The sequence below is a fragment of the Opitutus sp. sgz309028 genome (genome assembly GCF_059821195.1).
Genome location: NZ_JCAMRR010000001.1, coordinates 476680 through 500062 on the forward strand (window position 1 = coordinate 476680; position 23383 = coordinate 500062).

Sequence of the window (23383 nt, forward strand, 5' to 3'; positions counted from 1 at the left end):
GATCAGCGGCGCCGACGCGTCGCAAAGGTGCTCAGCGCATCGCGCGCGATCATGAGTTGCTGCATCTGATTGCTGCCCTCGATCAGCTCGGTCACGCGCGCGTCGCGGAAATAGCGCTGCACCGGATAATCGGGACCGCAGCCGTTGGCGCCGTGAATCTGCACGGCGTCGTTGGCCGCCCGCGCGCACCCCGTGGCGGCGAAATATTTCGCCGTCGTCGTTTCCATGATCGATCCCGGCTGCATCTCGTCGCGCGACTGCGCGGCCTGCCGCCAAAGTGCATGCGCCGCGCGATACGACGTGGTCATGTCGGCGATCATCGCCTGGATCAGTTGATGCTCGCGCAGCACCACATCGAACTGCTTGCGGGTGCGCGCGTAATTCACGCTCGCCCGCACGCAGGCACGGATGAGTCCGGTCGATCCGCACGCGATGCAAAAACGCCCAACGTCCAGCGCCGCGCTCGCCACGTGCGAAAACCCCATGCCGGGACCCGCGAGCGTCCAGCGCTGCGGCACCAGGACGTCCTTGAACTCCAACTCGCACTGCCGCGCAGCGCGAAATCCGAGCAGGCCGTGAATCGGCGTGATCGTGAGCCCGGGCGTTTCGCGCGGCACGAGCGCAGCTGTCGGTCCCTGTGAGGATTGGCCGATGACGAGAAACACGTCCGCAAGCTCGGACGCCGAGATCCAGCGTTTCGTGCCGGTGATGCGCCAGTCGTTGCCCGCCTCTTCGAACCGCGTGGTCACGGCCTTCGCGTCGCTGCCGACGCCGGGCTCGCTCAACGCGAAACCGCCGAGCTTCCGGCCTGAAACCAGATCCGCCAGCCATTCGGTGCGCGCCTCGTTTTCCGCCCAGCGCGCAACGGCATGCGTGCACATCGCGTGGACGGTGAGCATGCTCAGCAGCGACATGCTGGCCTCGCCGATCGACTCCAGCGCCTCGCCCCAGGCGACCGCCGAACGTCCGGTGCCGCCCTGATCCGCGGGCACGCTGGCGCCGAGGAGCCCGTGTCCGGCGAGCTCTTGCAGCACCGCGCGCGGGATCCGCTCGTCAAGGTCCCAGCGGTCAGCGTGCGGCGCGATGGCTTCGTCGATGTAGGCCTGCAAACTCATACCCGATCAGGCGGCGGCGATGACCCCGCGTTGACCGAGCAGAGCGACCATCGCGTCGACGGAATGGAAATTCTTCAGGTTGAGCTCCTGATTGCTGAACTTCACCGCGAATTCCTTTTCCAGGAACAGCACGAGCTGCATCGCCATGAGCGAATTCACCAGGCCGAGGGCGAAGATGTTATCCGCATCCTGGAAGTCCTGGTCCTGGATGAATTTTTCGAGGAAGGCGCGCACCTTGGCGCGGATTTCTGATTCGGTCATGTTGGGAAAGGCGTGCGTGGCGAAAGGGAACTTCGGCGGGAAAAACTAGACCGCGTATTTGTAGAAACCTTCGCCCGACTTCCGGCCGTGGAGGCCGGCGTCGACCATTTTCTGCAGCAGCGGCGCGCGGCGGAATTTCGGATCGCCGTAAGCAGCGTAGAGTTCGTCGAGCGAATACAGGATCGTGTCCAGGCCGATGAGATCGCCGGTCTCCAGCGGGCCCATCTTGTGCCCGAAGCAGGAGCGGAAAATCTTGTCCACATCCGCCGCCGACGCCACGCCGTCTTGCACGAGCCAGATCGCCTCGTTGACCGTGAGCATCAGCACACGGTTGGAAACGAAGCCGGGCATGTCGTTCACCACGACCGCGTCCTTGCCCATCTGCTTCAGAAACGCCTTCCCGCGCTCGACCGTTTCGTCGGTCGTGTGATGGCCGCGGATCAGCTCGACCATGTTCTTCAGCGGCACCGGATTCATGAAGTGCATGCCGCAAACCCGCTCCGGCCGCCGGGTGTAGCCGCCGAGCTTCGTGATCGAGATGCACGAGGTATTCGCCGCGAAAATACAGTCTGCCGGGCAGATTGCGTCCAGCCGGGGATAAACCTCCGCCTTGACCGCGAGTTTCTCCACGACGTTTTCCACGACGAAATCCACGTCGCCGAGCCGCTCGTAATCCGTGGTGAACTCGATCAGGCCGAGCGTCTGCTCCGGATCCGCGGCAGGAGCGTCGTCGCGGCGCATCATGCCGGCAAAGCGCAGCGAGTTGAAGATCGTCTCGCGAGCCTTCGGCAGCACCGCTTCGGATACGTCGACGAGGACGACCTCGATTCCCTTTTGCGCGAGATTCTGGGCCACTCCCGTGCCCATCACGCCCGCGCCGATAACACCGACTTTCTTGTGCGTCATGACTGGTTTCAGCCCTCGAGTTCTTTTTCCAGCAGCGCCTCGAGATCGGCGGCGCTCAATTGCGCGAGCTCTTCCCCACCCGGCTGCGGCGCCGGCGTCGCAATCGGAGCCGCTGCGGGTCGCGTGTTCCCGGCCACCGGGAACAACGTCTCCGCCAGGTGCACCGCCATCGCGGCGGCCGTCGGATAATCGAAGGCGATCGTCGAGCGAAGCGTGCGACCGAAGGATTTTTCCAGCCGGTCCTTCAGGTCGATCGCGGTGAGCGAATCGATGCCGAGATCGAAAAGTCCTTTCTCCCGATCGACCTGCAGATACGAGTCGAGGCCGAGCAGCGTGGCGACCGTTTCGCGAATCAGCCGCTCGATCGGTTCGGCGCGCTCGGCTGGCGCCAGCGCCTCGTAGCTGCGGCCGGCCACCGGCGCGGCGGCAGCGAATCGCGCGGGCGCGCCTGTCTCCGTTGCGAGGATACGGTTGTAAAACGCCGGAACGTGGCCGTTGAGCGCCGCCCGATAAGCGCGGCGATTCCACGCCAACACGCCGACGCAGCCCGCAAGTCCCAGCGCCTGCTCCAGCGCGCGCAGCGCGTCGGCCGGCGCCATCGCCAGCAATCCGCGTTGCTGCAACCGCTCGCGATCGCGGGCGGCGAGCCGCGCGGTCATGCCGATGCCGTCCCACGGTCCCCACTGGATGCTGACGCCCGGCAATCCGGCCGCGCGACGCTCCTCCGCGAGCGCATCCATGAAAGCATTACCGGCCGCGTAGTTCGCCTGCCCCGGGGATCCAAGCAGTGACGCGATCGAGGAAAACAGCACAAAGCAATCGAGCGACTGGTCCTTCGTCGCCTGATGCAGCTCCCACGCGCCGCCGATCTTCGCGCCGAAGGTCGACGTGAAAGCCTCCGGTTCCGCCTGGCGCAGCAACCCGTCCCGCAAGGCGCCCGCCGCGTGAAACACGCCGCACAACGGCGCGAGCGCCGCCGCCTGCCGCACGAGGTCGCGCACGGACGGCGCGTCGGCCATGTCGGCGACGACGTAATTCGCGCTGACGCCGCGCTGCTGCCAGTTCGCGATCCGGTTCTGCAATTCTGCCGACGCCGCCCGTCGCCCCGTCAGACAGAGCGAACGCGCACCGCGGGCGACCAACCATTCGGCGACCGCCTGACCGAGCGCGCCGCCCGCGCCCGTGACCAGATAACTGCCATCGGCGCGAATCGCGACGGCGTGGGCCGCGACCGTTTTTTCCACGAGGCGCTGCCCGCAAATCGCACCCGACTGCTGCACGAGCCGGCGCTCGCTGCCGGTCGTGTCGAGCAACCATGGCACCCACGCATCGACCGCGGCGTCGGCCGGATCGAGTTCAAGATGCAACGGACGCCACTCCGGATGCTCGTGCGCGAGGCCGGTCACGAAACCGGCGAGCGGCGACTGCGCGAGCGCATTGGCGCCCGTCGCGGTGAGGAAAACCCAGCGCGCCGATTGCGCGGAGCGAGCCGCCGCGGCCTTGACGCACGCGAGCAGTTCCCGCCACCGCAAGGCTCCCGGTTGCGTCGCGGACAAATTCCACGCGTGCACCACCCCGCTCCACGACTGACTGGAGAGCAACGCTGCCGCCTCCGCCGCGCGCGCGAGCGGAATTTCGCGCACGGTCGCACCCGCTGCTTCCAACGCTCGCTGCAAGGCACGCGTCGCCGCCTCGCCGTCTGATAAAAACAACCACGCACCCGCCGCGCTCGTGCGTATCGGCAATGCCGGAGCCGCGACCGGCTCAAAGATCGTCTCGAAAAACTTCGGCGCGGTCGATGTCGCGGACGCGGCTTCGACATCGCGTGCCTGGAGGTTGCGCAGTTCGAAACCGAGCGCTTCCGCAATCAGAATTCCGTCGGCGTCGTAGAGGCGCACGTCTGCCCGCGCGAGATTCGCATCGGAGTCGGGCAGCGGTTGCGCATGGGCGTAAAGCGGCCGGCCATCGGGCGGGCGATGGAAACAGACGCGACCGACCCGGAAAGGAATCAGCGTGCGCGCGCCATCGAGACCGATGGCGGACACCGCCGCCTGCAAAAACGAATCGACCAGGCCCGGATGCCAGTCGCGCACCCGCTCGAGGCCCGCAGGCGCGTCGAGCCGGAGGAGCGATTGACGCTCGCCGCGATGCAGTTCGCCGATCCAATGGAAGCTCGGCCCGAGCCGGACTTCCATCTTGTCCATGATCGCGTAGTGCTGAGCGGCGATATCGCTGACCGGCGTCAACGCGGCACGCACACGCGCGACCTCCAGTGTCGCCGGCTCGATGGGCTCGACGCGGCAACGGCCGGTCGCGTGGACGATCACCTCGTCGGGCGCCGCGTCGGTCCAGCTGATCACCTCGAAACTGTGAACACCGGCGTCGTCCGGCGTGAACACGGTCTGCACGGTTCGCGGGTGCAGCGGATCGATCACCATTGCGCTCACGAAGACGACATCGCTCAACCGCACCGCCGCGCCAAGCTCGGTCGCACCGGGCAGGAAATCCGCGGCCTGCTGCGCGACTTCCGACAAATACAGCGCGCCGGGCGTCACGATCGCGCCATGAACGCGATGCTCCGCGAGATACGGAATCGTCGCCGGATCGAAACGCGTTTCGTAGATGCAGGACTTCACCCGCGGCGAACGCCAGCGGCGTCCGAGCAACGGATTCGCCGACTCCGCCGGCCCGATCGCGCGGATCGCGCGCAGATTCACCGGCTCGACCCAATAGGACTGATGTTGCCACGCATACGTGGGCAGCCGCACGCGGCGCGCCGGACGACTCTGCCGTCCCTGCCGCCACCGCACCGGAAAACCGAGCGTGAACAGCGTGGCCAACAGCCGCGGAAAATCGGCCGCCGCCAAATATTGCTTCGGCCCGGAGGACGCGTCGACCGCTCCGCCGATTTCGAGCACGACTTGAAAACCGTCCGCCGCAAGCGCCGCACGCGCCGCGTCGGGTCGCGCCGTTTCTTTGATCACGCGCAGCCAGTGCGCGTGGTTCGTCAGCTCAGCCGTCGCCGAGTTGCCGAGGATCGCAGAGATCACGCGAACGCCGTTGGGCGAAACCGCGATGGTCGTCAGACTCTCGTTCAACGCCCGCTCGTCATCCGCACCGCGGGCACTCGCAAGCCAGCGTTCGCGCGCGAGCGCGAGACGCAGTGCGTCGGCGATCGAAAACACGCCCGCGCGGCAACCGGCCACGACCTCGCCCACGCCGTCGCCCGACAGCGCCGTCGCGTCGATGCCATACGACGCCAGCAACTCGGCGAGCGCGTATTCGAAGACGAACAGAAACGGAGCCGCGAGCGCGCCATCGGCCGACGCAAAAGCGGCCGGGAGATTCGTTTCGTCTGCCAGGCGCGCGACGGGATCGCTTGCGATTTCTTCGAGGCTCGCGAGGCACACTTCCGCGGCCTGGCGAAAGACCGGTTCGGTCAACCAGAGCTGACGCGCCCGAGCGGCGGCATCGCGCGCCGATCCGGAAAAATGAAACGCAACGCCGCGCGCGTCGAAGTCGAGCGGCGCCGCAAGCTCCGTCGCATCCGCGGCGAAGGCCTGGAGTTGACGCACGAGGTCTTCGCGCGAATCGGCCACAAACGCCGCTCGCACCGGCATCGCCGCGCGACCGACTTGCGCGGTGAAAGCGAGGTCCTCGAGACGTTCGTCCGTCGCGTCCGCGAGCTGCGCGGCGTAGCGCGACGCGAGCTGGCGCAGCGCGGCGGGCTGCCGGGCGGACAGCGGCACCACCGACGGACCGCGCGCCGGTTCGGCGGGGGGCAAAACCGGCGTCGGCGCCTCCTCGAGGATCGCGTGTACATTGGTACCGCCGATGCCGAGCGAGTTGACGCCCGCGCGACGCGGCCCGCCGGGCGAGGCCCAGTCGATCGTCTGCCGGTTCACGAAGAACGGCGTCGTGGAAAAATCGATACGCGGATTCGGCTTCTCGAAATGCAGCGTGCCCGGAATCCGCCGGTGGTGCAGCGCGAGGGTCGTCTTGATGAGGCCGGCGATGCCGGAGGCGATCTGGAGATGGCCGACATTGGTTTTTACCGAACCGAGCGCGCAAAAACCCGCGCGCGTAGTGTGGCGGCGAAACGCGCTGGCGAGGGCATTGACCTCGATCGGATCGCCGAGCGCGGTGCCGGTGCCGTGGCCTTCGACGAAGGTGACGCTCTCGGCGGACACGCCCGCGCGCGCCATCGCCTCGGTGCAAACATCTTCCTGTCCCGCCGAACTGGGCGCGGTGAACCCTACCTTGCCGGCGCCGTCGTTGTTGCTCGCGGTGCCTTTGACGACGGCGTAAATGCGATCGCCCGCGGCGAGCGCGGCGGAGAGCGGCTTCAGTAAAACAACGCCCGCGCCGTTGCCGAAGATCGTGCCTTCCGCCTTCTCGTCGTAGGCGCGGCAATGGCCGTCCGGCGAGTTGAGCATGCCGGGGCTGTAGAGATGCCCGGCGTGTTGCGGCAGCTTGATCGACACGCCGCCGGCGAGCGCCATTTCGCAATCGCCGTTGCGCAGACTTTTGCAGGCCTCGTGCAGCGTGAGGAGCGTGCTGGAGCAGGCCGACTGCACGTTCACGCTCGGGCCGCGGAGATTCAATTTATAGGAAACCCGCATCGGCAGGTAGTCCTTGTCATTTGTGATCATGACGTTGAACCCGTTCATCGAGTCCACCGTCAACATGCGGCCGCCGTTCTCGTCCTGGAGGAACTTGTCGTTCGCCCACAGGTTGTTCGGCAGGTAGGCGTTCATCCCCGCGGCCGCAAACAAACCGACCTTGCCGGGAAACGTCAGCGGATCGTAGCCCGCGTCCTCAAACGCCTCCCAACACACCTCGAGAAACACGCGCTGCTGCGGATCGAGCATGCGCGCTTCCTTCGCATTGTAGCGGAAAAATTCCGCGTCGAACTCATCCGGCGCGTCGAGCAGCGGCGCGGCGCGCACGTGATTCGGATTGCGCACCAAGTCGGGATCGACGCCGGCAGCGAGCGCCTCCTCCGCGGTGAAAAACGTGATCGCCTCGCGTCCGTCCGCGAGCAGACGCCAAAACTCCTCCGGCGTCGACGCGCCAGGAAAACGCAGACCGATGCCGACGATCGCGACGTCACCGCCCTGTGCCTTTGCGCGGTCGACGCTCGAAGTGCTCTCGCCGGCGAGAGTCTCGCTCGCGGCGAAATCCTTCGCGAAATGCTCCGCCATCGTGCGCACGGTCGGGCAGTTGAACAGCTCCACCACCGGCACGGCGCGGCCCACCAGCTCCTGCAGACGGACCTGCACCTGCACGATCAGCAACGAATGCCCGCCGAGTTCGAAGAAGGTTTCGTCGAGACCGACGCGTTCGAGCCCCAGGACTTCCTGCCAGATTTCCGCGATCGCGGACGTGAGCTCACTGCGGCTTTTCGCCCGCGGCCGCGCGGATTTGGCCAGCGTGGCGCGCGTCAGACCGATCGCACGATCGCGATACGCGCCGGCTTCGAAGGCTTTCTTGAGTTGAGCGCGCTGAATCTTGCCGATTTCGGTTTTCGGGACCTCGCTGGTTTCAAGGGCGACGAGATAAGCCGGCGCGAGGCCGACCTGCTGGAGCAGCCGCGCGCGCAGCGAACGCGCCACGGCGTCCGCCTGCGAACGATGTTCGGCATCGAGACAGAAAAACAGCGCGAGCTGGTCGGTTTCGGCCGACGCATCGCGCACCGCGCAGGCGGCGGTGTGCGTCTTGATCAGGCCCGGCACGGTCTCGGCGGCAGTCTCGATCTCGTGACAGTAGAAATTCGCGCCATTGACGATGATCACGTCCTTCAAACGGCCCGCGATGTAGAGGCAGCCGTCCTTCAGAAACGCAAGGTCGCCGGTCTCGAACCAGCCATCCTTGAACACGCGCGCGTTTTCCTCCGGGTTGCGGTAGTATCCACGAAAGACGGACGCGCCGCGCAGCTGCAGCATGCCGCTTTCGCCTTCCGGCAACTCGACGCCGGTGTCGTTCACGACGCGCATCTCCGCGCCGGGAATCGCGGGCCCGAGATCGACGAAAGCCTGGTCGTCGGTGGTGTTCTCGAGCGTGAGACCGCGCGACCACGTGATACCGGAGCAGGTCTCGGACATGCCGAAAGCCGGACGCAGCGCGGCGACGGGCAGACCGTGGCCTTGCAGCAGCGTGATGAACTTTCGCGCGGTGCGCGCCACCACGGGTTCGCCCGCGTTGACGAGGAAGCGCATGCTGCTCAGGTCCCACTTTCCCGCCTGCACCGCCGCGGCGCGATCGAGGAAGAGCGTGAACGCGAAATTCGGCGCCCACGAAATCGTGGCACGGTGCCGCGAAATCAGGTCCAGCCAGCGCAGCGGCTCCTGCAGGATGTAGCCGGTCGGCACGTGGATCTGCGTGCAACCGAGCGCGGCCGCCATCGTGCCGAGAAACGAGACGGAGCCGACGTGGTCGAGCGCCATCCAGTTGAGCGTGACTTCCGCCGACGTAAATTCGTTGGCCTCCGCCGTGCCGGCAGCCATCGCGAGGAGATTTCGGTGCGTGAGCGGCACGCCTTTGGGCTGACCCGTGCTGCCCGACGTGAGCAGCAGGACCGCGACGTCGTCGGCTTTCGGCTGCGGCAGATCGGTGTGAGTGGACGCGTGTCGCAGCTCGCCGAGATCGAGCACCGCGCCACCGAGCGTGCCGAGGTTCACAGGCAACTGTCGCAGTCCGGCGACTGCGGCGCCGCTGGCGAGCACCGGAGCGCGATCGAATAATTTCGCCGCGTTGAGCAGCTTTTGCAGCGCGCTGTTCGGATGGGAAAACGTCGGCGCCACGGCGACCGGCACCGCGATCGCACCCGCCAGCACGCATCCCCAGAAACCCGGAATGAAATCCTCGCCGGCCTCAAGTTGCAGCAGCACCGGATCGCCGGAACTGACACCGCTCGCGCGCAAGCCGCCCGCGATCCGTCCGGCCTCGGCCAGCAATTCCTTGTAGCTTTGGCGCAGCTCGGTCCCGTCGGCCCGAATGTAAATCACTCCCCCGGTGCCGCACTGGACGGTCGCGCGCAGCGCCGCCGTCAAGGTTTCGGGGTCCCCGAAACCCAAACGCAACGAACCGTTACGGCTGGCGTGGATCTGCATGAAGCGAAGCTGGAAAGGTGTGAAATTCGACTCGGGCCGCCCGGGAAAGGCGCCCCGCTAGGCGCACGCCGCGATCCGACGACACGACGGCGAACACTGACGTGGGAAAGTGGAGACAAGGAACGACGCCGATCGCCAACGACCGGCTTTTTTCGGGCACAATCCCGCTGTGCTCCCCCGAAATTAATTTCGGCGGGCATGCTGGACGCCGTCTGATTAGATGCACCGCTCCGGTTCCTAATGACAATCTCGAATATTAAGGCGAGGTGCTCGCGCGTATCCAGATTGCGTCAGTTTACGTTTTGTTCGTGTTCCTGGCGCCGTTCGGTTCAGCGAGCCGTCTCTTCGAGACCGAGCGCGCGGAGCATCACGTCTCGAACGGTCGCGATGGCCTCCGGCAGGTAGAAATGGCCGCCGGGCAACCAGTGCGGTTCGATGGGCAACTCGCTTTGCACCTGCCACGCGGCAATGGACTCCTGGTTCACCCAGGGATCGTCCACGCCGTTGAGCAACGTGAGCTTCACGCCGAGCGGCGCTGCCGGACGGTGTCGATGCCCGGCCATGAGCTTGAAATCCGCCCGCAGGCTCGGCAGCAGCAACGACAGGATTTCGGGATTCGACATCAGTTCGGCCGGAAGGGCGTTGTAGCGGCGTCCCACCGCATCGAGAAATTCCGCGTCGCTCATCGAATCCACCGGCAGATTCAGCGCGGGACATTGCGGCGCCTGGCGTCCCGAGAGGAACAGCTGCTGCGGCAGCGGCCTGCCGGAGGCGGCCAGCCGGCGCGTCAACTCGAACGCCACAAGCGACCCCATGCTGTGGCCGAAAAAGGCGAACGGCCGGCCCGCCAGCAGATCGCGCAGGTCGTCGTCGAGCGATGCGACCATGGCGTCCATGTCTTCGCACGGCGGCTCCCGGAGGCGCATCTCCCGGCCGGGATACTGGATCAGGTTGACCTCGACCGGATCGTTTTTGCAGGCGCGAGCGAGAAAGTGATAGGCGGACGCGCCCGAGCCGGCGTGCGGAAACACGAACAGCCGGAGGTCGGCGTGCGGTTTCGCAAACGGGACCGCGATCGCGCGACGCCGCAGTGCCGGCGGCGCGGCGACTGGCACCGACGCGCTCACGGCGGGCGGCGGCGGAGCAGGCATCGCGTCGCCGGCGGCGATCTGGCGGAGGCATGCTTCGCGCGAACCGGAGAAACCCGTGAAGCGCCAGCCGCGCGGCAGCGCCTGGCGGCGAAAATCGGGCCACAAGGACCGGTGTCGTTCGTCGTTTTCTACAATGTGAAACATGCTCAGCAGACGACGCCGCGGGCCGGGCGATCCGCGCCCGTGGCGAGCGGTCCACCACGCCCGGCGTCGTCTCGCAGGGCAATCGCAAAGACGCGCGCGGGCGAAATTTCGGTGCTTGGCATCCGACTATGCGACGGCGGCCCTCGCCTCGGCGAGTTTGTCGAGGAACGCCTTCTGCGCCACGTCGAGATCGAAGGTCTCCAGGTTGCCGCCCGCCTCGAAGTGATCGATGGCCAGGCGGCCCAGCGCGCGCGTGATCACGCCGCCGGCCACCGGCATCGACGCCGCGCCCACCAGCGTGCCGAAGATCGGCACAAACTTTGCCACGCTACCGAGCGCCGCGCCGACCAGCACCGTGCTGCCCACGGAGCCGAGCAGCGAGGTGACGATCAACCGCGCCTGCGACTTCGAAAATGAGATTTCGTAGAGCGCCGCGAGCGAGGCGAGGACCTTGAGTTGCAGGCCGCCAATGGCCGCGAGGTCGGCTCCAGGTAGCGGAATCATGCCGGCGCCCACGGCGAGGGGCACATAATCCTTCACAATCTGTTCGGCCCGCGCCCGCCGATCGAAAAAACGAGGCGCCGGGGATCCATCGCCCTCTCCGCCGGAATCGGTTCCGGCCGACGCCGAAAAGCCTTCGGCTTCATTCGAACCTTGCGGCGCCGACACTGCGTTCACGATTTCAGTGGCGGCGATCGCCGCCATCGGCTCGCCGGCCGGCTCCGGTGGAGTCGATACCGACGAAGGCATTTCGTTCGTGTCCGCCGAGGTTGCGGGCGCCGCACCCGGCGTATCCCCGCCACGGTTACGAGCCCGCCTCGACTGCGGATTGCGCGGTTTCCTGGGAGGTTTCATGGTAGCTCGTTTCGGTCAGGATTTCGTGAGCAGCGGACCATCGGCCGCCGAGGCCGACCTGGTCGCAGTCCGAAAGGCGCACGTTCGATAGTCGAACCCGTGCGGCTGGCGATTTTCGGCCGCCTGCCCTTTTCTCGGGCAGAGCGGCGAAAACCAAAACGGCCGGAACGAACATCGTCCGGCCGTCGAAGACCGGCTCAGGCGCCGGCGGGAGTCTCGGGCGTCGACGCCGGAGCCGCGATCGGAACGCGGCGGTCGGACGCGAGCGCAATGATGAAGCCGATGAGGGGCGTGAAGATGAAGCTGAGGATGAAATAGATCCAGAAGCCGAATTTCCGATTACGTGCGAAGAAGGCGATGACGTAGCAGAGGAACAGATAGACCAGGAGGCCGGGCGTGATGATCATGGTTGTTTTGAGTTGGACCGTTTCGAATGAAATAGAGAAGCCCGTCCGCGATCAGCGGGCGTTGGTATAGGGAGCGAGGGTCGCATCGATGCGCGCCTCGAGCTTGTCGGACCATTGCGCGAGCTTGGAGCCGAGGTTCCTGGTCTTGCCGGAAACCACCTGCTTGCCCTTCTCGACTTCGCGCAGGAAACCGGCCTGGACGTCCGGCACCTTGAAGCTGAGGAACGTGCCGCCGGATTCCAAATGCTGGACGAACACCTTGCCCACGGCGTAGGTGATCGCGCCCGCCACCACGGGAAGCGTGACGATACCGACGACGGAGCCGAAGCCCGGGATCGTCTTCGCGAGCGCCGCCGCCGCCGTGCCCGCCGCCGCCGTCGACGTGTAGGCGCCGAGGAGGGCCACCACGATGCCCTTCACCTGCTCCTCCTTGTAATTCACATTATAGTGCTCGGCGAGGTCCTTGCCGAGTTTCAGCTGCACCGCCGTGATGGCGGCCAGATCGACCCACGGAACGGGAATCAGACCGGCGCCCATCGCCAGGGCGATGTGATTGTTGACGATGTCGTTCGCGGTAGCGGCTCGGGACGAGAGAGCGAGGGTCTCAGTCGACATGATTATAATACGGGATTCACGCCTGACGGCGTAGTTGGATTAGCGGGACGGAGAAGGGAAGATCCTGCCTCGTGTGGATACGCGATGGCCGGCACACATTGCCACTGACAACCGCAGCATCTCAATCCGAAGCAGACGGGGGAGAGAGAACAACTGGCGTTCAGCAATGGGGAGCAACGAAGTAACAATCAAGCGGAAAGCTTTTGGCGCCTGCAATCGCCGACGTGCCGGCACGGGGTGGCGCAGATTTTCTGCATGATTACAGTCGGGTGATTATATAGGCAGAAAGCGTGGCGCCGCCGCACGCACCGGCGACGGGATCGCGACGTCGATCCAGACCTTTCCAGCGCGATCGCGCTCATGGATCGGCCAAGCTCGAGCACCTTTTTAATCCAGAGTTTTGCCCTTGCTTCGCCATCTTCACACCGCGAGCGTGACCACAGCGTGGATACTCGGTTGTCCGAATCGTCCAGTTCGACTCGAGCACGCAAGGCGCCCGTCTTGCCGGCTCATCGTCCGCTCATTTCCCCCCGTTTGGCTTTCCATGAACCGTCCACTTCAACCTCGTTATATGTTTCGCATGCTCGCCCTGGTGGGCGTGATATGCTGCCTCGCTTCGAGCCCTGCCATCGCTGGCGCCGCGGAGACGTCCCGGTTCATCAATCTTTCCGCGCGCGGCCATGTCGGCAGCGGTAACGATGTCCTGATCGGCGGCTTTGTCATTTCGGGTGACGCGCCGAAGCAGGTGCTGCTCCGCGCCGTCGGGCCCACCCTTTCCGCCTTCGGCGTTTCGCCCGCCCTCGCCGCCACGAAGATTTCCGTCTACTCCGGCTCGCGCGAGATTGCCCGCAGTTCCAGCGCGGATACGCATTCGGCGGAATTGCAGGCGGCGATGATCAAGGCCGGCGCCGCCCCGTTCGCGGCTAACAGCCTGGACTCCGCGTTGCTCGTCTCGCTCGACCCGGGAATCTACACCGCGATCGTCTCGGCGCCCGACGGCGGCAACGGCATCGCGCTGCTCGAGGCCTATGAGCTGCCCGCCACCGCCGGTTCGCTGCTCACGCCCGCGAAGCAAACGCAGATTCAGCAGCTCGTCGACGAGGCGCTGACGAACTATGAAATCCCCGGCATCCTGTATGCCGTGAAGTTCGTCGGCGAGGATCCCTGGGCCCAGGCCCGCGGCGTCCGGGATCGCGCGACGAATGCGGCGCTTCAGCCCGACGATCTTTTCCGCATCGGCAGCGCTTCGAAAACCTTCGCCGGCATGGCCGTTCTCCGGGCCATTGAACAAAAGCGCCTCACGCTCGAGAGCACCCTCGACCAGTTGCTGCCCGCGGACCTTCTCACCCACTATCCCAAGAATCTGATCACGGTGCGAATGCTCCTGAGCCACACTTCGGGGATCAACAGCTATACCAATTTCATCGAGGACTGGTTCATTCCCTATATCTTCGACCGCACGCGCGTCTGGACCGATCGCGAGTTGATCCAGCTCGTCGATGCCAAATTCGCCGATCCCGACCTCGGACAAATCGCCTCTCCCGGAGCAGTGTGGTCCTACTCCAATACCAACACCGTGATTCTCGCGGTGATCATGGAGCAGATCTACGGCAAACCCTTCCGGCAGCTCGTGCAGGACTGGTTCATCGCGCCGCTCGGCCTCGCCCATACGCTTTATCCCGCTCCCGGCGAGAGTGTCATGCCGGAGCCTTTTGCCCGCGGCTATATGAACTGGGCCAACTATGTCGACGAGGCTTCGCTGCCCAACACGGATCTCGACGTCAGCCAGTATGATCCATCCGGTGTCGGCGCCGCCGGCGCGATCGTCTCCACCGTGGGCGATCTCGCGACGTGGATGGAAGCGATCGCGCAGACCGGCGTCGGCAGCCCTGCCCACCGGCGCGGTCATCTGGATTGGAAATACTTCACCGGCTTCGGCGCCGCGGTCTCCACGCCCGCCGCGGGTCAGTCCAGCTACGGGCTGCACATGGCCCACGAGCCCGACAATACCAACAACGCCGACTACTGGATCGTCGGCCATCGCGGACAAATCTCGGGCTACGACACCGCGATGATGTATCTCCCCGAATACGACTGCGCCATCGTCGTCGCTTGCACCCGCTCGTTGAAAAACGCCCCCGGCTTTCCGACGAACGCCGCGACCGTCGCGCTCAACGGCATCGTCAACATCCTGTTCCCGCAGCTCATCGCCGACCACCCGGTCGACATCGCCGGCGGTCATCAGGCCGAATCCCTCAACTCGCGCCGGACGCTGCGCTCCACGCCGGAGCCGAAGCGCCTCCGCCTGCCCCTGTCGGAATATTGAAATCGCGCCCCGGGGCGGACGTCGCAAACGGCGCACCGCCCCCGGGCCGTTCCGGGTGCGTTCGCGCCGGAGACGATTCCATGGCCACTGCCGTAACCACCTCCTCCCACGCTATCGCGGCCACCGCGATCGTGCGGGAGCACGCCGCCCTGGCGATGGTCGCGAGCATGGTGCCGGTTCCTTTCGCGGAGTTTGCCGCGGTGAGTGCGGTGCACCTGCGGATGATCGAAGACCTGACTCGCGAATACGGCGTGGATTTCCGGCCGCAACGGGCCCGCGCCCTCGTCACGGCTCTGCTCTCCGGATACGCCTCCTACTCCCTCGATTCCTTTCTCGTCGGCAGTCTCGCCAAGTTCATTCCCGGCCTCGGCTCGGCCGTCGCCCTGATCACCCTGCCCTCGATCACGGCCGGACTCACCTACGCGTTGGGCCGGATCTTTATCGGGCATTTCGAAAGGGGCGGTTCGCTCATCGATTTCGACAGCGCGCGTCTCCAACAGGGATTCCTGCACGAGGTCGAACGCAGCCGCGTCCACCCCGCGGAGTTCGCCCGCATCATCGGCGCGCGCGCCGCCGCGACGCCCCGTCCGTGATGCCCTCCTGCTCCACCGCATCAACCGCCCGCGCGCGATCCAATTTTTCGGCCGCCCCGTTCTTTCTGCTCCAGCCGCGCGCGGCGGTGGACGATGTTTTCGGCGCCTACGGCTGTTCCGACTCTTTCCGGCTTTCCAACATCAATGCAATTCGACCCTCAAGACCTGAACCACACCAATAAGGAAGCCTGGGATCAACTTTACGCCTCGACGCCGAACCTCGTCTGGGGGACGGGCGCGGTCGGATTTCTGGAAGACTTTCTCCGACCCGAGATCGCCCGCGGCCGCTCGTTCCACCACGTCCTCGACGCCGCCACCGGCGAAGGCCGCAACCTTCCGTTTCTGCTCCAGTTCGCCGAACGCCTCACGGCCTGCGACGCCTCCGAAGCCGCTCTGGCCAAGGTGCCCGTCGAAATCAAACCGCGCGTCCGCCTCACACGCTGCGACCTCGCCGAGACGCCGTTCGCCGACGCGTCCTTCGATTTCATTCTGCTGTGCGACACGGTCGAAACGCTGCCCGACGCCGCGCCGGTGCTGCGCGAAATGCAGCGCATCCTCGCTCCCGGCGGAGCCCTCGTCTGCAACATCCCCGGCCCCGAAGGCGATGTCGCCGGCATCGACATGACCGAGATCGGACGCGAGGAATACCTTTATCGCGGCCGCTATTTCTACCGTTTCTTCCGCGACCACGAGATTTCCTCGCTCTTCGCCGAAACCGGCTGGCAGACCGTGCGCGCCGAAACGATGACCTGGACCGAGCCGGCCCATCCGGGATTCCGCGCCGAGTCCCACCGCCATTGCAGCCGCGTCTTCCTCCTGACGGCCGCGTCCTGAACCAGCGGTATTTATTCGCTCGATACAACGTCGCCGCCCGCCCGTCTTCTCTCCGCCATGCGTCTTCGCCTCAGTTTCTCCGGGTCGTTCCCAGCCGGCCGCCGGATCGCTTTTCTCGCGCTGGCCGGGGCCGTTTTCCTCGGCTTCACGCGGCTGGCGGCCGCCGATCTCGAAGACGTGCTCGCGGCGAAACAGCTTCGCATCGGCGTGATCGCCAGCGAGGCGCCGCCCCTCGTGCAAACGGACGCTCGCGGAGCGCCGTCCGGCCTCGAAATCGATTTCATCGCCGAGGTGGCCCGGCGCATGGAGGTGAGCCTCACGTTCGTGCGCACCGCCCGCACGCCCGACGAATTGGTCGCGCAGGTCGCGCGCGGGGAGGTCGATGCCGGCATCGGGCAACTGACCGACTCGCTCGAGTGGGCGAAGTCCGTCCGTTTCAGCCGCCCCTACCTTGAGCTTCACGAGCTCCGCCTGATGGATCGCATGGCCGCCACTCGCGCCGGAGGCGCCACCGCCCTTTCCGCCGACCGCAGCGCCGGCGTCACCGCCGCCGCCGGCAGCATCGTGCTCCCCGCCCTGCAGGAAGAATTCGGCCCTCGCCTGACCGTGCTGCCCACGCTCGCCGAGGCGATCGACACCGTGCTCGCCGGAAAGGCCGCGATCGTCGTCGCCGACAACGTTGCCGGCTCGCGCTGGCTGCAAGCCCACCCTGCCGCCGGCCTTCGTCTCCAGGTCATCCCCCGCGCAGATCGCCGGCCGGGGCTGGTCATCGCGGTGCATTGGAAGGCCGACGACCTGCAAGCATGGCTGAATCTCTGCATCGAGAAATGTCTCCTGGACGGAAGCCTCGACGCGCTGGCCGCCAAACATCTCGGCGAAAACCGTCCGTGAGCGCACCGGTGACGATGCTCTTTTTCCGCTCCGTCCGGCGCCTATTGCTCGCGGGGATGGCCCTCGCCGCCGGCCTGGCGTGGACGCGCGCACAGATCGAACGCCCGCCCGACATCGCGCGCATCGAGGCCGCGGGCGAACTGCGGATCGCGATGACCGCCGACCTCTGGCCCCCTTTTTTCTATCTAAACAAATCCGGCGAGCTGGCCGGTCTCGACGTCGATCTCGCGACCCAAATCGCGCGCCGCCTCGGTGTGCGCGTCCGGTTTGTGCGCGAAGCGAAGACCTTCGATGAAATCGTCACGATGGTGGTCGAGCGTCGCGCGGACATCGCCGTGGCCTATCTGAGCGATACGCTGGAACGCGCCCGTCTCGTTCGTTTCACCCAGCCTTACGTCCAGGTGAAACCGGCGGTGCTCATCAACCGCGCGCTCGCCGGCGCCGCCCGGCGCGGCCGGGATCACCGCAGTATCCTCAATCATGCGACTGCAAGGATCGGCGTCACCACGGGCACGTCCGCCGAAAGTTTTGCCGCCGCCGATTACCCGCTGGCCACGATCGTTTCCTACGACACCTGGGGCGAGATCACCCGCGACCTCGTCGCGGAAAAGCTCACCGCCGGATTGTCGGACGAGATCGACGCGAAGAGCTGGCAAACTGCGCATCCCCAGGAAGCCATCACGATCGAAACCATCATCCGCGAGGGTCCGCCCGACACGATGGGCATCGCGGTGCACCGCGACGACCGCCAGCTCCTCTACTGGCTGAATCACTTTCTCACGCTCAAGCACCAGGACGGCGCCCTTCGCCAGCTTCACGCCAACTACATCGAAAACGATTTATGGAAAAAGGATCTTCAATGATCTCCCGACTCGGCCCCCTGCTGCTCAGTCCCTGGGCGACCGCAGTGGCTCTCGTGCTGGCGATCGGCCTCGGCCTGTGGCTGCCGCAATTCGCGCTCGCGCTCAAACCCATGGGCGGAGTCTACCTCGCGCTCCTGCAGATGTGCTCGCTGCCCCTCGTGATCTGCGGCGTGATCTCGAGCATCGGCCGCATCCTGCGCGACGGTGAGTCGAAGCGCTATCTCGGGCGCCTGGTGACGATCGTTGTCAGCGGTCTATTCCTCACCGCCGCGCTCGCGATCGTCCTCGGTCTCGCCGTGCGCCCCGGCTCCGGTCTCGGCACCGAGGCGAGCCAGACGCTCGGCCGTCTGCTGTCGGATTCCGAAGTCCAGGGCGTCGCGACGCACCTCGACCACAAGGCGGTCTCGCTCGTCGACTTCCTGGTCAACGCCGTGCCGCGAAACATTTTCCAGGCCATGAGCCAGGGCCACCAGCTGCCCATCCTGTTTTTCTCGCTCCTCCTCGGTGTCGCGCTCGGTTTCACCAACTCGCTGAAATCCCACCAGACGATCGAGTCGTTCGAGGCGACCTTCGATGCGCTGCTCAAGTTGATCGAGTGGCTTCTCTATCTGTTGCCGGTGGGTTTGATCTCGCTGCTCGCGCCGCAGATTGCCGAAGCCGGCTTCGGCGTGTTCGTGGCCATGTTGAAGCTGATCGTCCTGATCAACGTCGCCGCGATCGTCTCCCTGCTCGCCGGCAATCTCATCATCGCGCGGCGCACCGGCCGGTCCTATTTCGCCGTGCTCCGCCAGTTGATGGACACGCTCGTGATCGCGTTCGCGACGAAGAGCAGCTTTGCCGCCATTCCGGCCGCGCTCAGCGCGATGCAACGGCTGGGGATGAGCAAGAACACGACCGACCTCGTGATCCCGCTCAGCGTCAGCCTCAATCCCATCGGCAACGTCCACTACTACACGCTCAGCGCGATCTTCATCGCGCAGCTCTACGGCGTGTCGATCCCGGCGTCGTCGCTCTTCATCCTGCTGGTCGGCGGGGTGCTCGCCGCCGTCGCCGGCAGCGCGCTGCCGAGCGCCGCGGCGATCGGCGTCATCTCCATTCTGCTCGATCCGCTGGGTCTGCCCGTCGGCGCCGCGGTGATCCTGATCATGGCGATCGATCCGTTCATCGATCCCGCCACGACCGCGCTGAATGTCCACGGCAGCTGCGTCGCCACGAGTCTCGTCAGCGACCGCAGCACCGGCACCACGCGAGCGCCTTTTCCCATCAACACCGCCGCCGCCAACCTCTGAATCCAGCCTCAACTCCCATGAAAAGACTCCTCCGGCTTCCGCTGCTGCTTCCGTTCCTCACGCTGGTTCACCCGGTGTCGGCGATCGACGTTTCCACCAAGCTCAACTTCGAGACGAAATACGTTTCCTACGGCTCCAAGTTCGCCGACGACGTGTGGGTTCCGATGCTCGATGTCTCGCAGGGCGACTATTACGCGGGCATCTGGGGCTACCTTCCCACGCAGCCCAAGAAGTCCTTCGAAGGCGAATGGGACTTCTTCGCCGGCCGCACGATCACGATGAACAAGCTCGTTTCCTTCGACGTCGGCGCGACGGTGTATCGCTACCCGCGCACCGACGTGGACGACACCACGCTGGAGGGGTTCTTCTGGGTGAATCTGGCCACGCCGCTCAGCCCGAAGCTCAAGCTCTATTACGATTTCACGATCGAGAACTGGATCGGTGAGATCATGGTCTCGCACGCGTTCGTGCTCAACAAAACCACGTCGCTCGCCTTCTCCGGGCACGCCGGTTTCCGCCGGCCCGATTACCACGACGCCTGGTATTACGGCACGATCAAGGCCGATCTGGTGTTCGCCCTCGACGACAAAAGCAGCCTCGCGATCGGCGTCCGCACGACCGACAACACCGATCACGCCGCCGTCGGCCACGGCGTCGAAACCTGGTTCGGCGCCTCGTTCGGCCGTTCCTGGTAATCGCTGCTATCCAGGCTGTGGATACGTTCGCGACGCCCTCCGCGCCACCGCGGCTGCCTCCCGGCCCCGCGTGGTCCCGGCGCGCCTCGCCACCGCCGCTCCATCGCGGCGAGGTCCACCTCTGGCGCGTTCGCGTTCCCGCAACCGGCGGCACCCCCGCCGGCTGGCGCGAGCTACTCACGCCCGAGGAGCGGGCCCGCGCCGACTGCAAGCGCATCCCGCTCGACGCTCGTCGCACCCTCGCCAGCCGCGCGTGCCTGCGGCTGTTGCTCGGCCACTATCTCCAGACCGATCCCGCGGAAATCGCGCTGACCGCCAACGCCGCCGGCAAACCGCAGCTCGCGAGCGGCGCCGCCGGCACAGTGCCGCTCGAGTTCAATGTCTCCCATTCCGGCGACTGGCTCGTGCTCGCTTTCTCCCGCGGCCTGCCGCTCGGCGTCGATGTCGAGGAGGAGCGCGAACTCGAGTTCGACGACCTGGTGCGCTCCTTCTTCTCGCCGCCCGAGCGCGCGGCGTGGACCGGCCTTCCTGCCGCCGCCCGCCGTCGCGCCTTTTTTTCCGCGTGGACGCGCAAGGAGGCTTACGTGAAGGCGCTCGGCCTCGGTCTGCTCAAACCGCTCGACAGTTTTGCCGTCGCCTGTGGCCCCGACGACGAGCGCGGACTCATCTGGTGCGCCAGCGACGACGCGGCTCCGCAGCGATGGCAGATTGTCCCCGTCGCTGTCGCGCCCGGCTACGCGTGTGCTCTCGCCGTCGATACGGCCGCCACCGCGCTCCACACTTTTGCATTCGCACCTTCAGAGCGACGCGCGGCATCGCCGGCGCCGGAAGACAGCATTTTCGCCGCCCCCGAACCAACTTTGGCTTGTGGAGCCAAACTTGGCTCTCCAACTTCGCCCGTCCCCTTCAACTAGCTAAAGCGTGCAAATATTTATCGCCTCCCTTCGCCGGCAATGGCAGGCGCTCCGCGCTTGGTGGCGCGCACGCTATCCGCTGATCCGGAATTATTTTATATTCCTGGGGCTGCTGCTGGCGTTTCTCACGATCTTCTTTTGGCCGTTCCTCAACAATCGTGTCTTCATGAGCCTTCGCCCCGGCGAAGCGGGCGTCATGTGGGAGCGCTTCTTCGGCGGCACCAATCTCGGCTATATTTATCGCGAGGGCTTCCACTTCGTCATGCCGTGGAACCGGCTGTATGTTTATAACATGCGGCTCCAGCAGACGCCGCATAACGTCGTCGCGCTCTGCAAAAACGGCCTTCCGGTCGAGATCGAGGTCTCCATCCGGCACCGCCCGGCCGACGGCAAGCTCCCCCTCCTGCACACCGTCGTGGGCCCCGACTATGTCAACGTCGTGGTCAAACCCGAGATCGAGGCGCACGTCCGCGCCGTCGTCTCGCAGTTCGAGCCGAGCGAGTTGTATACGTCGGAAGGATACATCCTCAACCTGATCGTGCAGGGCGCGGCCGCCGAGATTGCCGAACGTTACATCTCGCTCGACGACCTCCTCATCAAGCGGATCATCCTCCCGCCCAAGATCGCCGGCGCCATCGAGGCCAAGCTCATCGAGGAACAGCGCGTCTTCGAATACGACTTCCGTCTCGCGCAGGCCCGCAAGGAAGCGCAGCGCAAGGAAACCGAGGCGGGCGGCATCCTGAAGTTCCAGGAGACTGTCGCGTCCGGCGGCTCCTTCCGCGATTATCTCACCTACGCCGGCATCCAGGCCACGGTCGACCTCGCACGCTCCGACAACGCCAAGATGGTGATCATCGGCAACTCCGAGGGCCTGCCCTTGATCCTTAACATGCCGCAGGATGGCACGAATCCGGCCGCCCAGCAGTCGTTGAGCCCGCTCTTGCCGCCCCGCGACGCCTCCGAGGCGCCGTCCTCGGTCTCGCCGAGCGCGCCCGCGAACACGACGCCGCCCAGCACGACCCCCGCGAACACTTCTCCGCCTTCGTCGGCCCCGCCGGCCACGTCCACGCCGCCCGCCGCGTCCGGCACGGCTACTCCTCCGCCCACCACTCCGCTCGCGCGCCCAGCGACTCCGCCGTCCGCTCCCGCGGGGACCAACGCCGGTTCGCCATGACGACGACCGGAGTGGCTCTCGGCCGCCCCACTCTGGCCCGGATCAGGGTGGCGGGCGTCGCCCTGCTGGCGTTGCTCTTTCTCGCCGGCTGCGGCTATCGGGAACCCGCCGGCGTGCGTCCGCCGTTCGAACACTGGGAACACCTCACCGATCTCCCCGTGCCGAAGGAGCCGCTTGCGCCCCAGCTCAAGATCCTCATCTGGCGCGATTATCTCGATCCGCGCATCCTCGCGGCGTTCGAGAAACGCTACCAGACCACGATCGAGATCACGTATTTCGAAAACAACGCCGAGCTGAAGCAGATCTTCAACGAGCGTCCCAACGAGTTCGATCTCCTCATGCCCTCGGATTACGTCGTCGAGCGGCTCATCAAGGAAAAGCGTCTCGCGACGATCCGGAAGGAAAACGTGCCCAACATGGGGCACATCAAACAAGTCCTCTTCCGCTCCCCCTACGATCCGGAGCTCGTCTACTCCGTCCCGATGTTTCACAGCTGCCTCGGGATCACCTTCAACTTCCGCAAGCTCCAGCACATCCCGCGCGATTTCACGCTGCGCGCCGGCAATGACGCGGAGGATCTTCTCCTTTCCGGCTATCGCGCCTTGATCGACGAGCCCCGTGTCGCTCTGTCCGCCGCTTTGATGGACGATGGCGTCGACCCCAATGCTCCCACACCCGAAGCGCTCGCGAAAACCGCCGACCGTCTGATCCGCGACGCGACCGAACTGGGCATCAATTTCGTCGCGAGCGCGCTCCCTGAGCGGATGATCAACGACGAAATCGTGCTGGCGGTCAACTGGAGCGGCGCCGCCGCCGTCGCGGCCCAGAAAAATCCCGCGATCCGCTTCGTCCTGCCACAGGGCAAGAAATTCGTGCAGGTCGACTCCTTCGTCATCCCGCTGACCTCGCAGCGCCAATACACCGCCGAGTTCTTCCTCAATTTCCTCCTCATCCCCGAGATCTCCGGCGCCCTGACGAATTACAGCCTCTACGCCAACTCCAACGGCGACTCCACGCCGTTTATCTCCCGCGAAATCCTCCTCGGGCCGGCCTACATGGATCCGCCGCACAACCAGCGCATTTTTTTCGCCGACCTCGGCCCGGTTGAAGAGGACTTCGAACGTCAGTGGACGCGCGTCAAACAAGCCGCACCGCCGCCCAAAATAAAGGTTCCATCCCTCCTCCGAAAGACCGTGGAGCAACAGCTCAAAAGCGACATCGCCCACTGAGCCGCCCGC

18 protein-coding genes are annotated in these 23383 nt (G+C 65.6%); 10 read left to right on the forward strand and 8 right to left on the reverse strand.

Annotated features, from left to right (window positions below):
• Positions 1-2 precede the first annotated feature (2 nt).
• From AC6RV7_RS01750 to AC6RV7_RS01785, 8 genes are all read right to left on the reverse strand, one after another.
• Positions 3-1115: an acyl-CoA dehydrogenase family protein gene (locus AC6RV7_RS01750; RefSeq protein WP_500092172.1), complete on the reverse strand. Its 1113-nt coding sequence runs from the start codon at positions 1113-1115 to the stop codon at positions 3-5.
• Positions 1116-1121: 6 nt separating this feature from the next.
• On the reverse strand, positions 1122-1376 hold the full coding sequence (locus tag AC6RV7_RS01755) for an acyl carrier protein (RefSeq protein WP_500092173.1): 255 nt from the start codon (positions 1374-1376) through the stop codon (positions 1122-1124).
• Positions 1377-1421: 45 nt separating this feature from the next.
• Positions 1422-2282 carry a 3-hydroxyacyl-CoA dehydrogenase family protein gene (locus AC6RV7_RS01760; protein ID WP_500092174.1) on the reverse strand — a complete coding sequence of 287 codons (861 nt, stop codon included), beginning with the start codon at positions 2280-2282 and terminating at the stop codon, positions 1422-1424.
• 8 nt (positions 2283-2290) lie between these two features.
• Positions 2291-9394, reverse strand: coding sequence for an SDR family NAD(P)-dependent oxidoreductase (locus AC6RV7_RS01765; protein ID WP_500092175.1), 7104 nt, complete (start codon positions 9392-9394; stop codon positions 2291-2293).
• A 329-nt stretch (positions 9395-9723) separates the two neighbouring features.
• The gene (locus tag AC6RV7_RS01770) at positions 9724-10689 is read right to left on the reverse strand and encodes an alpha/beta fold hydrolase (protein WP_500092176.1); all 966 of its coding nucleotides are present in this window, start codon (positions 10687-10689) and stop codon (positions 9724-9726) included.
• Between the two features lie 126 nt (positions 10690-10815).
• Positions 10816-11394 (reverse strand): YcjF family protein, encoded by a 579-nt coding sequence (locus AC6RV7_RS01775; RefSeq protein ID WP_500092177.1) that lies wholly within the window; start codon positions 11392-11394, stop codon positions 10816-10818.
• Positions 11395-11741: 347 nt separating this feature from the next.
• On the reverse strand, positions 11742-11951 hold the full coding sequence (locus AC6RV7_RS01780) for a hypothetical protein (RefSeq protein WP_500092178.1): 210 nt from the start codon (positions 11949-11951) through the stop codon (positions 11742-11744).
• Between the two features lie 51 nt (positions 11952-12002).
• Positions 12003-12566 (reverse strand): YcjF family protein, encoded by a 564-nt coding sequence (locus AC6RV7_RS01785; RefSeq protein WP_500092179.1) that lies wholly within the window; start codon positions 12564-12566, stop codon positions 12003-12005.
• A 544-nt stretch (positions 12567-13110) separates the two neighbouring features.
• On the opposite strand from AC6RV7_RS01785, the gene AC6RV7_RS01790 reads away from it, so the two are divergent.
• From AC6RV7_RS01790 to AC6RV7_RS01835, 10 genes are all read left to right on the forward strand, one after another.
• Complete coding sequence (locus tag AC6RV7_RS01790; RefSeq protein ID WP_500092180.1) at positions 13111-14892, forward strand: serine hydrolase domain-containing protein; 1782 nt, start codon at positions 13111-13113, stop codon at positions 14890-14892.
• A gap of 80 nt (positions 14893-14972) precedes the next feature.
• On the forward strand, positions 14973-15485 hold the full coding sequence (locus tag AC6RV7_RS01795; RefSeq protein WP_500092181.1) for a YcjF family protein: 513 nt from the start codon (positions 14973-14975) through the stop codon (positions 15483-15485).
• Between the two features lie 144 nt (positions 15486-15629).
• Positions 15630-16319, forward strand: coding sequence for a class I SAM-dependent methyltransferase (locus tag AC6RV7_RS01800; RefSeq protein WP_500092182.1), 690 nt, complete (start codon positions 15630-15632; stop codon positions 16317-16319).
• 57 nt (positions 16320-16376) lie between these two features.
• Positions 16377-17210, forward strand: coding sequence for a substrate-binding periplasmic protein (locus AC6RV7_RS01805; RefSeq protein ID WP_500092183.1), 834 nt, complete (start codon positions 16377-16379; stop codon positions 17208-17210).
• A 56-nt stretch (positions 17211-17266) separates the two neighbouring features.
• On the forward strand, positions 17267-18073 hold the full coding sequence (locus AC6RV7_RS01810) for a substrate-binding periplasmic protein (protein ID WP_500092184.1): 807 nt from the start codon (positions 17267-17269) through the stop codon (positions 18071-18073).
• Positions 18070-19362 carry a dicarboxylate/amino acid:cation symporter gene (locus tag AC6RV7_RS01815; RefSeq protein ID WP_500092185.1) on the forward strand — a complete coding sequence of 431 codons (1293 nt, stop codon included), beginning with the start codon at positions 18070-18072 and terminating at the stop codon, positions 19360-19362. Before AC6RV7_RS01810 ends, AC6RV7_RS01815 begins: the two co-directional genes overlap by 4 nt.
• Positions 19363-19379: 17 nt before the next feature.
• Positions 19380-20057, forward strand: coding sequence for a TorF family putative porin (locus tag AC6RV7_RS01820; protein WP_500092186.1), 678 nt, complete (start codon positions 19380-19382; stop codon positions 20055-20057).
• A 17-nt stretch (positions 20058-20074) separates the two neighbouring features.
• On the forward strand, positions 20075-20971 hold the full coding sequence (locus AC6RV7_RS01825; RefSeq protein WP_500092187.1) for a 4'-phosphopantetheinyl transferase family protein: 897 nt from the start codon (positions 20075-20077) through the stop codon (positions 20969-20971).
• Between the two features lie 7 nt (positions 20972-20978).
• Positions 20979-22145 carry a prohibitin family protein gene (locus AC6RV7_RS01830; RefSeq protein WP_500092188.1) on the forward strand — a complete coding sequence of 389 codons (1167 nt, stop codon included), beginning with the start codon at positions 20979-20981 and terminating at the stop codon, positions 22143-22145.
• Positions 22142-23374 carry a polyamine ABC transporter substrate-binding protein gene (locus tag AC6RV7_RS01835; protein ID WP_500092189.1) on the forward strand — a complete coding sequence of 411 codons (1233 nt, stop codon included), beginning with the start codon at positions 22142-22144 and terminating at the stop codon, positions 23372-23374. Before AC6RV7_RS01830 ends, AC6RV7_RS01835 begins: the two co-directional genes overlap by 4 nt.
• Positions 23375-23383: the final 9 nt, after the last annotated feature.

Coding starts and splice junctions, on each gene's coding strand:
- AC6RV7_RS01755 (WP_500092173.1), bottom strand. CDS start 1,376: ATGACCGAATCAGAAATCCGCGCCAAGGTGCGCGCCTTCCTCGAAAAA.
- AC6RV7_RS01770 (WP_500092176.1), bottom strand. CDS start 10,689: ATGTTTCACATTGTAGAAAACGACGAACGACACCGGTCCTTGTGGCCC.
- AC6RV7_RS01820 (WP_500092186.1), top strand. CDS start 19,380: ATGAAAAGACTCCTCCGGCTTCCGCTGCTGCTTCCGTTCCTCACGCTG.
- AC6RV7_RS01785 (WP_500092179.1), bottom strand. CDS start 12,566: ATGTCGACTGAGACCCTCGCTCTCTCGTCCCGAGCCGCTACCGCGAAC.
- AC6RV7_RS01810 (WP_500092184.1), top strand. CDS start 17,267: ATGGCCCTCGCCGCCGGCCTGGCGTGGACGCGCGCACAGATCGAACGC.
- AC6RV7_RS01815 (WP_500092185.1), top strand. CDS start 18,070: ATGATCTCCCGACTCGGCCCCCTGCTGCTCAGTCCCTGGGCGACCGCA.
- AC6RV7_RS01775 (WP_500092177.1), bottom strand. CDS start 11,394: ATGGCGGCGATCGCCGCCACTGAAATCGTGAACGCAGTGTCGGCGCCG.
- AC6RV7_RS01780 (WP_500092178.1), bottom strand. CDS start 11,951: ATGATCATCACGCCCGGCCTCCTGGTCTATCTGTTCCTCTGCTACGTC.
- AC6RV7_RS01760 (WP_500092174.1), bottom strand. CDS start 2,282: ATGACGCACAAGAAAGTCGGTGTTATCGGCGCGGGCGTGATGGGCACG.
- AC6RV7_RS01805 (WP_500092183.1), top strand. CDS start 16,377: ATGCGTCTTCGCCTCAGTTTCTCCGGGTCGTTCCCAGCCGGCCGCCGG.
- AC6RV7_RS01800 (WP_500092182.1), top strand. CDS start 15,630: ATGCAATTCGACCCTCAAGACCTGAACCACACCAATAAGGAAGCCTGG.
- AC6RV7_RS01790 (WP_500092180.1), top strand. CDS start 13,111: ATGAACCGTCCACTTCAACCTCGTTATATGTTTCGCATGCTCGCCCTG.
- AC6RV7_RS01765 (WP_500092175.1), bottom strand. CDS start 9,394: ATGCAGATCCACGCCAGCCGTAACGGTTCGTTGCGTTTGGGTTTCGGG.
- AC6RV7_RS01795 (WP_500092181.1), top strand. CDS start 14,973: ATGGCCACTGCCGTAACCACCTCCTCCCACGCTATCGCGGCCACCGCG.
- AC6RV7_RS01750 (WP_500092172.1), bottom strand. CDS start 1,115: ATGAGTTTGCAGGCCTACATCGACGAAGCCATCGCGCCGCACGCTGAC.
- AC6RV7_RS01835 (WP_500092189.1), top strand. CDS start 22,142: ATGACGACGACCGGAGTGGCTCTCGGCCGCCCCACTCTGGCCCGGATC.